Genomic DNA, 13,238 nt, shown 5'->3' on the forward strand with positions numbered 1-13,238 from the left:
AAAAATCGATAAACTTCAACAACTTGTAAAACAATAAAACGATCATTCAACGATTAACATAACCCCATAGACTTTAGTATAAATAAGCCCAAAATCCCATGCCGATAGCGCATAAGGCATGCCGATTATCTTATTTTGAGCTAGCTATCGAGTGTGGTCAGCACAAAAAACCGCTCACCCTTCGAAAATTTCAGGATGAGCGGCAGATGTTCCGTTCGCATGAAGCTTGTCGAAATGCGTATAAGGCACCCTCCGACAAAAAAATGCTGGCCTAAGCTCGCGAGGCGCGCGGATAGCGCTCCAGCAAAGATGCCAAACGCTCTGGAGGGGTGGCATCGCTCACACTCGCATCACCTAACGCGTTAAGCAGCACCAGACGCAGGCGGCTATCGATGTTTTTCTTGTCGCGGCGCATGTGCGTCAAAAAATGCTCAGGGGTCATCTCAGCGGGAGCGGCTAGTGGCAAACCGGCACTTTCGATCACTGCCAGGGTTCGGGCAAGCACTGCCTCATCGATAAAGCCAAGCTCTCTTGAAAGCGTTGCGGCCATCGCCATCCCCGCCCCCACGGCCTCGCCGTGTAGCCAGTTACCGTAACCCTGGTGCGCTTCAATGGCGTGGCCAAAGGTGTGACCCAGGTTTAAAAGCGCCCGCACGCCTTGCTCGGTCTCATCTTCAGCGACGATATCGGCTTTGATCTGGCAGCTACGCGCGATCGCCTCGGCTAGCATATTCGGGTCGCGCTGGCGAAGCTGCGCCATGTTCGTTTCAAGCCAGCACAAAAACGCCTCGTCGCGGATAAAGCCGTATTTGATGACTTCAGCAAGCCCCGCTGAGAGTTCGCGGTCGGGCAGCGTGTTAAGCGTGTCGATATCTACCAGCACGGCCTTCGGCTGCCAAAACGCGCCGATCATATTTTTACCCAACGGGTGATTCACGCCAGTTTTGCCGCCAACGGAGGAATCCACCTGCGAGAGCAGCGTGGTGGGAACTTGAATAAACGCCACGCCGCGCTGATAGCTCGCCGCAGCAAACCCCACCATATCGCCGATCACACCACCACCGAGGGCAATCAACGTGCAGCGGCGATTAAACCCGGCTTCTAGCAGCGCATCCCAAATACGCCCGACCTGCTCGATGGATTTGTACTGCTCGCCATCGGGCAGTACCAGCGTGCGCACGTCAGCATGCTCCGGCAAGCCGGCGCAGAGATTCGCCAGGTACAACGGCTCAATCGTTTCATTGGTGACAATCATCACCTGCTGGCCAGCCAGGTACGGCACGATGGTTTCCGGGCGACTTAGCAAGTCCGTACCAATATGAATCGGGTAGCTGCGCTCACCGAGCGCAACATTAAGCGTGCGCAGCACGCCGTCTGGGTATGTCATGTGAATACCTTATTTTTGCACCGTACCTGTTTTATGTGCCGAACCGGCCGTTTTTAGCGGGTCTACCAAGCGATGCACGCGGCGTAAAATCTCATTGACCACGGCGCGCGGGCTACGGCGATCAGTGCGCACGGTAATATCGGCGGTGGCGCGATAGAGCGGGTCGCGCTTGGCAAACATGTCATAGAGAACCTGTTCGCGATTAGCGCACTGTAAAAGTGGCCGGTTACGATCTTTGGCCGTACGCCTTAGCTGCTGCTCGACGGTGGTCATTAAGTAGATCACCGTGCCGCGTTCACGCAGCGCGCGGCGATTTTCTTCGCGCAGCACCGCGCCGCCGCCGGTGGCCACCACCACGTTGTCGCGCTTGGTCAGCTCATTGATCATCTGCACTTCGCGCTGACGAAAGCCGGCTTCTCCTTCAACGTCAAAAATCCAGGGGATATCCGCCCCACAGCGGTCTTGGATGGCATGGTCACTATCAACAAACTCGCGCGATAGCTCGGCCGCCAACAGGCGGCCAATGGTGCTTTTGCCAGCCCCCATGGGGCCAATCAGAAAAAGGTTGGGTAAATCCTGCATTAGTGAACCGCCAGGCCGTCATCAAGGAGTCGTGGAGTAATGAAAACCAGTAACTCTACTTTTTCATTACTCTCTTCATTATACCGAAACAGTCTACCAATTAACGGCAAATCACCCAGCAGCGGAGTCTTAGCAATTTGGCTCAGTTCTTCGGTGGTTAATATGCCGCCGAGCACCACGGTTTGGCCGTTATCCACCAGCACCTGGGTTTCGATCGTATTGGTATTAATTGGCGGCTCATCAGTTACGTCTGGCACACCAAAACTGTCATTATTTATGACTAAATCCATAATAATACGGTCATCAGGAGTAATCTGAGGTGTAACCTCTAGCGACAATAAGGCCTCTTTAAACTCAACTGTAACTTGCGAAGAATTATTATTAGTAGTAGTAGTGTTATCTTGAACTGGGTATGCACGCTCTTCACCTTGACTTATAGTGGCTGTGCGCTGGTTTGCCGTAATTATCCGAGGCTGAGAAATCGTCTGACTCTTGTTTTCGCTCTCTAAAGCGCGCAGCTCAAGGTCCAGCAGAATATCGCCAGAAAGGTAACCGAAACCAAAGGTAGTTGGCGTTCCAGAAGACCCAAAATCTACCGCTAGTCCTCCCGTATTCGGCGTCCCATCAGAGGCGCCGTCAAAGGTTAAGCGGTCTCGGGTACTACTGCCAAATACCCCACGAACGTCTCTTCGAGACGAAATCCCCCAGTCGACACCCAACTCTCTCGAAACGCTGTCCCGGGCAATCACTATCCTTGCTTCGATTTGCACTTGGCGCACGGCCACATCCAGCCGGTCTAGCGTGCTCATGATTTGCTCTACTTGCTCGCGCGTGTCCTGCACCAAAAGTGTATTGGTGCGCTGATCGATGCTGACCCGGCCGCGATCAGTGAGCAGGCCAAAGCCATCTTCACCGCGCAAAAGCTGTGCTAAGTCTTCCGCGCGGGCGTATTTCACTTCCACAAACTCGGTGACCAAGGGCGCCAGCGTTTCGCGCTGCTGGCGCGCTTCTAGCTCTTGCTGCTCTAGCGCGGCAAGCTCAGAGGCAGGCGCAACCACGATCACATTGCCTCGCTTGCGGCTAGAAAGCCCCTGACTTTGCAGAATTAGCGCTAGCGCTTGATCCCACGGCACATCGTTCAAGTTAAGCGTCACACGCCCTGTCACGCCGTCGCTGGCGACAATATTAAAACCGGAAAACTCCGCTAGCGTTGAGAGCACCGAGCGCACTTCAATATCTTGAAAATTAAGGCTTAAGCGTTCACCGGTGAAGGTGTCTTCCTGAGTTTCGCGCTCCTCTTGCGGGGCTTGGCTTACCGGCTGTACTTCTACTGTTAGCGTTTGTCCGCTCTGAGAAGAAACCATGGCGTAAGCGCCCTGAGTTTCGAGGGTTAACTCGGTGCCACGGGCACTGGCACGCGGCACTACCTGCGTAATGGGCGTGGCAAAATCTGTCACGTCGTAGATTTGATTCAGCGAGTCCGGAATGGCCACATCGCGTAAGTTAACCACCACACGACCATCGCGCTCTTCAACGCGCGGAGAGATCGAATCGCGATCAAAGGTTACCTCTAATTTTCCCGCCCCCTCTTCACCGCGCCGAAAATCGATGTTTTTGATTTGTGGCCCCTGAACGGTGGCAAGTGCATCAGGCTCAAGCGGGGCTTCCCGCGAGTCCGGGCTAAGTGCTGAGTCGGGGGTAAGTGCTATGCGTAGCCGCCCCTCACCGGGTTCCGTGGTGTAGTCATAAACCTCGTTGAAATTAATCACTAACCGCGTGCGCCCGCTCGCCTCAATCGCAGTGATATATTCGACCCCGCCTCGCGCCACCTCTACGCGACGCTTAGCCAAACCACTGCTAGTGCCGGGAAGATCAATGGCCAAACGCGGCGGCGCATCGAGACGATAGCTTTTGACCTCGGGCACGCTGCCAAAAAACTGCAGGTCGATATTGACCTGCTCGCCACCGCTATCATCAACGCGGATATCAGTGAGCACGGCCGCTGACGCCCAAGCGGGCAGTAACGGCAGCAGCGCCACAGCCCATAACCCCACACACCGTCGGATTATAAGCAGTGTTTTTTTCAACGCTTTTTGCAACACGGTTATACCCATGCCCTCTCCCTATTTACTCTTTTTGGCCGCGGCCATTTCATTCGTCAGTATTATTGCCATCGGCCAGTGCTAGCGTGACATCGCGAACTTGCCAGCCCTCGCGCTGGGTAAAGACGCGTTCATTAATTTCGATGCGCTGCTCAGTTATGCGGCTAACGCGGCCATAATTTGCCCCCAGATAATTGCCCACGCTTACGCTTACGACCTCATCATCCGGCGTGCGTATCAGCGCTCGCTGGCGTTGGCCCATTTGCAGTGTCCCGACCAGCCTAAGCTCTTGCAGCGAATAGCGCTCTAGAGGCTCCGGCGTGCGCTCTTGGTTGGGCGCTAACTCACTATTGCCGCCCGGCTGGGTAAATGTGCTATCGACCACCGCATCAGGCGCTAAAAACGGGCTACGCATGTCGCTATGACGATACGGTAGCGGCTCGTAATCAGGCACCTCAGGCATTTCAATGCGTGGCTGGCTGCCTGGCGTCTCGCGGATATCACGCAGCTTTTGCGTTAATTGCGCTATATTGGCATCGGCGCAGCCAGCGAGTATGAACACCACGCTTAAGCCCAGAGCGCTGAGTTTCACTTGGCGCGGCGTCATGCGTCATCCTCCGAGCCTTGCATACGGGCTAAGTCGCTATACGTGCGCGCCAACATAGAAAGCCGTAGCGTATTACCCTGACCCTCGACCGGCTCAAGGGTGAAATCGTGCTGGGTCACGATCCGCGACAGTGCCGCCATATCCGCCACAAACTGGGCAATTTGGTGATACTCCCCCTGCACTTGAATATCGAAAGGGTGTTCCACATAGTGTGCTTGGGTAACCGTTGAGCGTAGCCGGATATTTTCAATGGTGAGCTGATTGTTCACCGCCGCGTCGCTGATACTATCGAGCAGTGATGGAATCTCGACGCTTGTCGGCAGCATCTCGCGCAGGCGCATCATTTGCGCATTAATTTCGTCTAGCTTCTCTTCCATCTTCGGCAGGTGTGCGGCCTCTGCGGCTTTATTGCGGTACTCTTCTAACAGGCGGGGTTCTTCACGCTGCGCCGATGCCAGCGCATCGCGGCGCTCGCCAATCACAAACCAGTACATGGCGGCGAGCGAGAGCGAGAGTGCTAACAGCAGGCAAAGCGCTTTCAGCAGCAACGGCCAGCTTCCGGCCTCTTTAATATCCAACGCTCGAACGTCAACATCACGCAAGCGCTGCCATTCGTCTACCCACCTGTCGCGGTTAAGCTTCATTACGCGCCTCCAGATCGCCGCTTTCTGAGGTGCTATCGGCGGTTTCATCATCCTTGGGCGTAACGCTTTGCTGATTCACTTCAAAACGAAAAATCCGCCGAGCGCTGTCACTATCGCTTTCGACCTCAGTAAATTGCGGCACCCCAAGCCCGGGCATCTTTTCAATGCGCCGCAGTTGTTCGGAGACTTGGCGATCACTACCCGCCTCTGCCGTCGCGCTTAGGGTGTCACCACGACGGGATAGGCGCTGGTAAATCACGCCGCTGGCCACGCTTTGGGCTATCTCGTTAAAGACGCGCACTGTTTTGACGCGCTCGTTTTGCAACGTTTGAAATAGCGCAAGCTGATCGCTGAGCTCGGCGGCATCCTCCTCATAGCCGCGCACTTCGCTAATATTCGCTTCGAGCTGGCGGGATTGCTCGGTGATGTAGTGGTTGCGCTCGCGCTGCGCCTCTAACTCTGCCTGATACAACCGGGCCACCAAAAAACCCAGCGCTGTCCCCAGCACCAGCATCGCTACCAGCAAAAGGTGGAAACGACGCGTTTGACGCTGACGCTTCTCTTCGCGCCAAGGCAGTAGGTTAATCATCACGCTCATTGTCCAGCCCTCATCGCTAAGCCACAAGCGGTGAGCATGGCGGGCGCGTCGTTGGTTAGCCCTTCAATGTTTAAGCGCTTATTCACCTGCATATTTTGAAACGGATTGGCGATGGTCACCCGCATCCCGCTGTCTTCCGCAATACGCTCGGCAAGGCCAGGGATAACGCTCGACCCCCCGCCTAGGACAATCTCTTTCACTTCGTGGTGCCGCCCCGCGGTGTAGTAGAGCTGCAGCGAGCGGCCCACCTGCTGAACGACGGTCTCTAGAAACGGGTTAAGCACTCTGTCTTGATAATCCTCGGGCAAGCCGCCACGTTTTTTGGCAAACCCGGCTTCTTCCATGGAGAGATCATAACGCTCGCGGATCGCATCGGTTAACTGACGGCCACCAAATACCGTATCGCGGCTATAGACGATATGACCGCCGCGCATAACGTGAAATGCGTTCATATTAGCGCCAAAATCGACCAGCCCGACACAGGTAGAAGGGTCTAGCTCAACGCTCAGCTGGCGCTTTAGCACCTCAAAACTGCGCTCCATGGCAAACGTTTCGACGTCGACGGCCGCAGGTTCAAGTCCGGCGCGCTCAAGCGTTTCGGTCAACTGGCTGACATCGTGTTGGCGGCACGCCACCAATAGCACCTGTTGTTCCTCTTCATCATAAGGCGAGGGCCCTAAACACTGAAAATCGAACGCCACTTCATTGAACGGGAAAGGAATATGGCGGTCTGATTCGGCGACAATGCGCTCTTCGATATCGTCTTCGCTCAAATTCGCGGGAAAACTGAGCGTCTTGGTAATGGCGGCACTCGCAGGAACGGCCACGGCCGCTTTACGCGTCGAAGGCTTGGCATGCTCGACGGCGCGACTTAAAACGCTTGCCACGTCGTCGATATCCTGGATACGACGCTCGATGACCGCACCTTCGCGCAACGGGCGCACGGCATAACTTTCAACGTGATAGTTATCCGCCGTTGACTTGAGCTCCAAGAGCTTGACCGTCGCCGAGGTAATATCGACGCCAATCAAGCCGTTATGGGATTTAAGCAAGCGCATTATGGGATTAAGCTCCGGCTATTATGACGCAGAATTCGAGGTTACAGGATTTTAACCTATCGCACACGCGTGACTCATTGCTGCATATCAACACTGGTGGCCGCCGCAAGAGCTTCCTATAATGGCAGCCGTTTACTTTTTAGCGCTGCATTTATGTATTGCGCCATCGTCGCCATTTGGGCTTTTTCCATGCTTCCCACAGGTAGCCTGTTTTCATGAAGTTTCTTAGCACACTTATTTTGTCGCTGTTTTCCACTCTCGTGGCCCTGGTGGGAGCAACCTTCCTAGCCGTTATTGGCGCCGGGATTTATTTTGCCCCGGGCTTACCCGATGTGCGTCAGCTGGAAAATTTTGAGCTGCACACGCCGCTGCGTATTTACACCCATGATGGCAAACAGATTGGCGAGTTCGGCGAAGAGCGCCGCATTCCGGTGGACTTCAATGCTATTCCGCAACCCATGATTGATGCACTGATCGCCGCGGAAGATCAAAGCTACTTCGATCACGTAGGCGTCGACCCGCGCGGGTTGATTCGCGCAGCAGTAGAACTAGCCCAAAGTGGGGGCACAATTCAGTCGGGCGGCTCGACGATTACCATGCAGGTAGCGCGTAACTATCTGCTCACCCTCGACCAGACTTTTACCCGTAAGATTCGGGAAATTTTGCTCGCCCTGCAGATGGAGCAAGTGCTCAGCAAAGAGGATATCTTCGAACTTTACGTCAATAAAATTTTCCTGGGTAATCGCGCCTATGGCATCGCCTCCGCCGCGGAGACCTACTACGACAAGCCACTGGCTGAATTGACGCTGGCCCAAACCGCGATGATCGCCGGTTTACCCAAAGCTCCCTCAGCGTTTAACCCGCTGGCCAACTCTGAGCGCTCGCTGATCCGGCGCAACTGGATTTTATTTCGCATGCGCGAGCTAGGCCTCATCGACGAGACGGCTTACCAACAAGCCGTACAAGCGCCGGTTACCGCCCAGCACCACGAAACTCAGCTTGAAGTTGAGGCTGCGTATGTTGCCGAAATGGCGCGCCAATACGCCATCGAAGAGTACGGTGACGATGCCTACATAGGCGGCTACAGCATTTACACGACGCTTGATAGTGAACTGCAGCCCTATGCCCGCCTGGCGCTGGCCGAAGGTTTGCTGGCTTACGACCGCCGCCACGGCTGGCGCGGGCCCGAGCAGCAAAACCTTCCGGCAAGCCTTGTTGAAGCGCAAGAGCAAACCGAAACACAGGGGCTTGAAGAGGAGCTCGCCGAATCGCCGGAGATTCGCGAAACGGCCCGCCAAGCCGCTGAGCGCAGCCAGACCCAAGTGGAAGGGTTTGACGGCGATGTCAGCAACTGGTTGCAAGTGTTAAGCCGCACGCCCCGCTATGGCCTGCTAGAGCCTGCCATTGTGGTCGAAAGCAGCGGCCGCGAAATGCAAGTGCTTACCCGCGATAATTCGATACGCACCATTCCGTGGGAGGGTTTGGAATGGGCACAGCCATACTTAAGCCCGCACAGCCGCGGCGCGGCTCCCACATCGGCTGAGCAGATCGCCGAGCGCGGCGATCTCGTCCGCGTAGTGGAGAATGAAGAGGGCGAACTGAGGCTGTCGCAGCGCCCTGATGCCGAAGGCTCGGTGGTGGTGCAAGACCCGCAAACCGGGGCAATTGTAGCCCTGCAAGGCGGCTTTGATTTTAACGCCAGCAAGTTTAATCGTGCCGTGCAGGCACTACGCCAGTCTGGCTCCATCTTTAAACCGTTCATCTATCTCGCCGCCCTAGAGAATGGCGAAATGAACGCCGCGAGCGTCGTCAATGACGCCCCGGTGGTGCAAGAAGACGGCAGCGATACGTTATGGCGTCCGGTTAACTCCAGCCGTGATTTTTTAGGCCCAACGCGGCTGCGCCCGGCGCTTGCCCGCTCGCGCAATTTGGTCACTATCCGCATACTTCGCAGCATGGGGTTGGGTTACACCATCGACTACCTGAAGGGCTTTGGCTTTGCGTCTGAACAGCTACCACGCGGGCTGTCACTAGCGCTGGGTAGCGCCAGTTTGACCCCACTGGAAATGACCAACGCGTATGCAGTGCTGGCGAACGGCGGCTATAAAGTCACCCCTTGGTTTATTGACCGCGTCACACGGGGCGGCGAAAATGCAAACAATATCTTTGAGGCAACCCCCGCAGTGGCCTGCCGCGAGTGCGACGAGCAGCAAGAGACGGTTGAGCTTGACGGACGCGAACACCCCGTTGCCCCACGCGTCGCCGACGCCGAAGCGGTGTATATCTTGCGCGATATGCTGCGCGATGTGATCGAAAGCGGCACTGGCCGCGGCGCACTCAGCCTTAACCGTGAAGATATCGTGGGCAAAACCGGCACCACCAACAATCAGCGCGATGCCTGGTTTGCCGGTTTTAACAGCGATTTGGTCGCTGCCGTGTGGGTGGGCAAAGACAGCAACGAAACCATCGCCGAGTACGGTTCACAGGCCGCCCTGCCCATCTGGAAAGACTTCATGGGCAACGCGCTAGAAGGCCAACCTGAGGCGTGGCCTGAGCGCCCTGACGGCGTTGTCACCGCCCGCGTCGACCCCGACACTGGCCGCCGCTTGCACGACGACCAGCCTGGCGGCATCAGCGAGTTATTCGACGCCGAACACTTGCCCGATTTTCAAACGCGCCGGATAAGCCGTGAGCTGGAAGAAGCCAGCGGTTCAGAGGGCTCCGGCGCGGCCGAGTCGATCTTCTAGGCGGGCGTGGCGGTGCGAGCTTGTCGCTTCGCCGCCACGCCATTGCCCACGATAGCGGCAACCATCACTGCCACACCGGCGATTTCAGTCATGGCATCGGGGTAAAACACACCAATAATCGCCGCACCGATTGCCAAGCGTGAAGGCCAACGCATGGTGGTAAAGAGATACCCCTCAAGGGCGGCGGCGAAAGCACCCAGCGCGAGAACCGCAATCGCCCCTTTCCAGAGCACTAGTCCTACCGGCCCCCCCATAATGATTTCCGGGTTGAAAACCATAAACAGTGGGATCAAATAGAGTCCCTTGGCGAACTTCCACGCTTGGAAGCTGGTTTCCATGGGTTTGCTGCCAGCAATCGCCGCCCCAGCAAACCCTGCCAGCGCCACGGGTGGGGTCACGTTAGAATCCTGGGAGTACCAAAACACCACCAGATGCGCGACTAAAAGCGGAATGCCAAACTCTTGAGTCAAGGCCGGGCCAACCAGCACAATCAGCACGATATAGCTCGCCGTCACCGGAAGCCCCATGCCCAGCACGAGGCTTGCTAATAGCACCAAGATAAGGGCTAACACAATATTACCGCCGGAAAACGCCAGCATCATGGAAGAAAACTTTAGGCCCAGCCCGGTGAGCCCTACCACGCCAACGATAATACCCGCCACGGCACACGCCATTGAGACGGCGACGGCATTACGCGCGCCTAGCTCCAGCCCTTCGATCAGCTTACGCAGGCCGCGTGCGCTTGCGTCGATCATCCGGTTAACAGTCACCGGCTCTCCCTGACGCGGCGCGACAAAGAAAAACCACAGCGCGTAACGCAACACGGCAACGACCACCATCGTCACCACGGCATAGTACCCCACGCGCATGGGCGACATACTCATCGCCAGCAGCCACACCAGCACGGCAAGCGGCAGCAAAAAGTGCCAGCCCTCACGCATCACATCGCGTAGCTGCGGCAGCTCGCTTTTGGTCATACCCTGCATGCCTTGCTTGAGCGCGATGATATGGACAAACAAATATACCGTGGTGAAGTACATTACCGCCGGGAAGATACTGACTTTGACGATATCCAGGTAAGGCGTGTTGGTGTATTCGGCAATCAAAAACGCACCGGCGCCCATGAGCGGCGGCATGATCTGCCCGCCAGTGGAAGACGCGGCTTCGATACCGCCAGCCTGCTTAGGCTTATAGCCTAGCCGTTTCATCAGCGGAATGGTAAACGCGCCGGTGGTGACCACGTTGGCAATCGCGCTGCCGGAAATCGAGCCCATCCCCGCCGAGGCTAATACCGCCGCTTTCGCTGGGCCACCGCGCTGACGCCCGGTCGCTGCGTAGGCTAAATCGATAAAAAACTTACCCGCGCCGGTACTTTCAAGAAAAGCGCCGAAGAGCACAAAAATAAAGATATAGGTTGCCGCCACCCCCAGTGGCAGACCAAAAATCCCCTCTTGCCCTAGGTAGAGCTGACCGGCGATGCGATCAAGACTATAACCGCGATGCCCCAAAATACCCGGCAACCACTCCCCCAGCCCGGCAAAGTCACCACGCGGCCCTGCCATGGCATAAGCAATCGCGATCAGGCCGATCATCGTCATACTCATGCCTACCGCGCGGCGGCTAGCTTCCAGCACGGTGACCGTGGCAATACACGCCACGACAATATCGGTCTGGCTCCAAAAACCGGCGCGGTTGATGATGTCATCCAGAAACAGCACCAAATAGCCGCCGGTAATCAGCGCGCCGGTAAAAAAGACCGCATCAATCGCCCAACCCACGACCCCGCGGCTACGCGTCGGCCCAAACGCCGGAAACATCAAAAAAGCCAGCATCATAACGAGCGATAAATGAATACTGCGCTGATAAAAAAGCCCCAGCGGCTGAATGCCGGCGGAGTAGAGTTGAAAAAGTGACAGTCCCACCGCCACCAAGGTAATACACCAAAGCACCGCGCGAGGGTGCTGGATATTTCCACCGGGCATGATGACGGTGGATTGTTCAGTGTTTTTCATCCGTTTTCACCAGTTGAATCCATACTCGCTCGCCAGCAGCGCGGCGGCTTAAGCTGTATACATGCCTCGCCCCGTCTTGCTGCCACACCAAGCGATGGTTAACCGCCATAGCCCCCACGCGCAGCGCATACTGATTACTCGGGACAGGCTCATAGATTTCCTCGATCCAATAGCCGCCTTTGCCGTCAGAGACCTGCTTACCACGGCCCAACGTATGCCCGAGCCCTGCGGCAAAATCAGGCTGATGACTGCGTTCAAGCTGCATGCTACCGGCGACGTTAAGGTAACAGTCGCGCACGGTGAAGTGCTCCACCGAGTGCTCCCACTCAACGCACCAGCGTGCGCCATCGGGCATGGCGCTGTGCCAAATCCGCTCACCTTGCGCGCGGGTCACTTGTAGCCGATCCGCCAACACGGGGGTGGCAAAGAGCAATGCCAAGACGGCCAAAGACGCCAAAACTCCCGGCGCCAGCGCCGGGAGTCGTGCAGATACCAGAAAGAGAGACATTTAGGGGCGCAAACGCTCAGGCACTTCAACGCCCGCGTCTTCAAAGTAGCGGATCGCGCCTGGATGCAGCGGTACCGGTGTTGACTCCATGGTGAATTCCACGGTGGTGTCATTGGCGGCCGGATGCACCGCGATTAGCTCGTCGGTATTTTCAAACAAAAGCTCAGTGAGCTGATAGGCAAGCTCTTCATCCATGGCGGCGTTGACGACGAGGACGTTAGGGACGCCAATCGTGGGGACGGCTTCGTCCATGCCTTCGTAGAGGTTTTCTCCCAGCATATACCGGGCAAATACCGCGGTATCTTCGCGCGCGTTAGCAATCTCTTCATCGGAGAGCCCAATCAAGCGAATATCGCGCGTTGTCGCCAAGTTCATGATCGAACTGGTGGGCGGGCCAACGCTCCAGAACCCAGCATCGATATCGCCATCGCGAATCGCATCGGCGGTTTCGTTAAAGTTAAACCGCAGAGGGGTGAAATCGTCGTAGCTAATGTCATTGGCTTCTAAAAGCGCCCGCGCATTGAGTTCGGTGCCACTGCCCGGTGCACCAACGGAGACGCGTTTGCCTTCCAAATCGGCCAGCGAATGAATATCGGATTCCGCTAAGGTAACCAGCTGCACGGCATTGGGGTACATGGATGCCAGCGCCCGGGTGGCTTCAATTTGGCGCGTTTCAAAATCGCCGGTGCCGGTATACGCCTGATAAACGGTATCCGCCAGCGCCAGCGCCATATCGGCATCACCGCGCATGATCAAGCCCATGTTTTCCACCGAGGCGCCGGTCACTTCTGCCGTGGCTTGAGCACCTTCGATATGGTTATTGATCATCTCGGCAAAACCGCCGCCAATGGGATAGTACGTGCCGCCGGTACCGCCGGTGGCAATGGAAAGCTGCTGTGCCGAGGCAGGCAGTGCAACCGCCAGCATGGACGTCGCTGCCACGTAGTGAAGCGTTCGCATAAACATTCCTCCACCCTTAATAGGGAGTTATTC

The 13,238-nt window shown here is 56.4% G+C and carries 11 protein-coding genes; 1 reads left to right on the forward strand and 10 read right to left on the reverse strand.

The features are described 5' to 3' along the window. Positions 1 to 271: 271 nt before the first annotated feature. Genes aroB through pilM form a run of 7 tightly spaced genes read right to left on the reverse strand, consistent with a single transcriptional unit; the run spans position 272 to position 6,978 of the window. Positions 272 to 1,387, reverse strand: coding sequence for a 3-dehydroquinate synthase (gene aroB, locus HZS81_RS12630; protein ID WP_179930926.1), 1,116 nt, complete (start codon positions 1,385 to 1,387; stop codon positions 272 to 274). A gap of 9 nt (positions 1,388 to 1,396) precedes the next feature. Then, on the reverse strand, positions 1,397 to 1,969 hold the full coding sequence (gene aroK / locus HZS81_RS12635) for a shikimate kinase AroK (RefSeq protein ID WP_179930927.1): 573 nt from the start codon (positions 1,967 to 1,969) through the stop codon (positions 1,397 to 1,399). Further along, a complete protein-coding gene (locus tag HZS81_RS12640) occupies positions 1,969 to 4,083 on the reverse strand; it encodes a type IV pilus secretin PilQ (protein ID WP_179930928.1) in 2,115 nt (704 codons plus the stop codon). Before HZS81_RS12640 ends, aroK begins: the two co-directional genes overlap by 1 nt. Positions 4,084 to 4,120: 37 nt before the next feature. Beyond that, positions 4,121 to 4,678, reverse strand: coding sequence for a pilus assembly protein PilP (locus tag HZS81_RS12645; protein WP_179930929.1), 558 nt, complete (start codon positions 4,676 to 4,678; stop codon positions 4,121 to 4,123). Next, on the reverse strand, positions 4,675 to 5,322 hold the full coding sequence (locus HZS81_RS12650) for a type IV pilus inner membrane component PilO (RefSeq protein WP_179930930.1): 648 nt from the start codon (positions 5,320 to 5,322) through the stop codon (positions 4,675 to 4,677). The genes HZS81_RS12645 and HZS81_RS12650 overlap by 4 nt, the downstream gene beginning before the upstream one ends. After that, entirely contained in the window at positions 5,312 to 5,920 is a 609-nt protein-coding gene (locus tag HZS81_RS12655; protein ID WP_179930931.1) for a PilN domain-containing protein, read from the reverse strand. Before HZS81_RS12655 ends, HZS81_RS12650 begins: the two co-directional genes overlap by 11 nt. Next, positions 5,917 to 6,978, reverse strand: coding sequence for a type IV pilus assembly protein PilM (pilM, locus tag HZS81_RS12660; RefSeq protein ID WP_179930932.1), 1,062 nt, complete (start codon positions 6,976 to 6,978; stop codon positions 5,917 to 5,919). Before pilM ends, HZS81_RS12655 begins: the two co-directional genes overlap by 4 nt. Before the next feature lie 215 nt (positions 6,979 to 7,193). Between pilM and HZS81_RS12665 the strand changes: the two genes are divergently transcribed. Continuing rightward, entirely contained in the window at positions 7,194 to 9,725 is a 2,532-nt protein-coding gene (locus HZS81_RS12665) for a penicillin-binding protein 1A (protein ID WP_179930933.1), read from the forward strand. Here the strand turns inward: HZS81_RS12665 and HZS81_RS12670 are convergent. From HZS81_RS12670 to HZS81_RS12680, 3 genes are read right to left on the reverse strand one after another with little or no spacing between them, the layout of a single operon-like run. Continuing rightward, positions 9,722 to 11,737: a TRAP transporter permease gene (locus HZS81_RS12670; RefSeq protein WP_179930934.1), complete on the reverse strand. Its 2,016-nt coding sequence runs from the start codon at positions 11,735 to 11,737 to the stop codon at positions 9,722 to 9,724. The two genes, HZS81_RS12665 and HZS81_RS12670, sit on opposite strands and share 4 nt — an antisense overlap. Then, entirely contained in the window at positions 11,724 to 12,245 is a 522-nt protein-coding gene (locus HZS81_RS12675) for a DUF1850 domain-containing protein (protein WP_179930935.1), read from the reverse strand. The genes HZS81_RS12670 and HZS81_RS12675 overlap by 14 nt, the downstream gene beginning before the upstream one ends. Next, positions 12,246 to 13,205 carry a TAXI family TRAP transporter solute-binding subunit gene (locus HZS81_RS12680; RefSeq protein ID WP_179930936.1) on the reverse strand — a complete coding sequence of 320 codons (960 nt, stop codon included), beginning with the start codon at positions 13,203 to 13,205 and terminating at the stop codon, positions 12,246 to 12,248. Positions 13,206 to 13,238 lie beyond the last annotated feature (33 nt).

It is taken from the genome of Vreelandella salicampi (assembly GCF_013415105.1).
In the GTDB taxonomy this organism is placed as follows: Bacteria; Pseudomonadota; Gammaproteobacteria; order Pseudomonadales; family Halomonadaceae; genus Vreelandella; species Vreelandella salicampi.

What these genes read in the sequence shown, in the direction of transcription:
- HZS81_RS12650 (WP_179930930.1), bottom strand. Translation starts at nt 5,322, where the DNA reads ATGAAGCTTAACCGCGACAGGTGGGTAGACGAATGGCAGCGCTTGCGT.
- HZS81_RS12680 (WP_179930936.1), bottom strand. Translation starts at nt 13,205, where the DNA reads ATGCGAACGCTTCACTACGTGGCAGCGACGTCCATGCTGGCGGTTGCA.
- HZS81_RS12670 (WP_179930934.1), bottom strand. Translation starts at nt 11,737, where the DNA reads ATGAAAAACACTGAACAATCCACCGTCATCATGCCCGGTGGAAATATC.
- HZS81_RS12675 (WP_179930935.1), bottom strand. Translation starts at nt 12,245, where the DNA reads ATGTCTCTCTTTCTGGTATCTGCACGACTCCCGGCGCTGGCGCCGGGA.
- HZS81_RS12655 (WP_179930931.1), bottom strand. Translation starts at nt 5,920, where the DNA reads ATGAGCGTGATGATTAACCTACTGCCTTGGCGCGAAGAGAAGCGTCAG.
- aroK (WP_179930927.1), bottom strand. Translation starts at nt 1,969, where the DNA reads ATGCAGGATTTACCCAACCTTTTTCTGATTGGCCCCATGGGGGCTGGC.
- pilM (WP_179930932.1), bottom strand. Translation starts at nt 6,978, where the DNA reads ATGCGCTTGCTTAAATCCCATAACGGCTTGATTGGCGTCGATATTACC.
- HZS81_RS12640 (WP_179930928.1), bottom strand. Translation starts at nt 4,083, where the DNA reads ATGGGTATAACCGTGTTGCAAAAAGCGTTGAAAAAAACACTGCTTATA.
- aroB (WP_179930926.1), bottom strand. Translation starts at nt 1,387, where the DNA reads ATGACATACCCAGACGGCGTGCTGCGCACGCTTAATGTTGCGCTCGGT.
- HZS81_RS12645 (WP_179930929.1), bottom strand. Translation starts at nt 4,678, where the DNA reads ATGACGCCGCGCCAAGTGAAACTCAGCGCTCTGGGCTTAAGCGTGGTG.
- HZS81_RS12665 (WP_179930933.1), top strand. Translation starts at nt 7,194, where the DNA reads ATGAAGTTTCTTAGCACACTTATTTTGTCGCTGTTTTCCACTCTCGTG.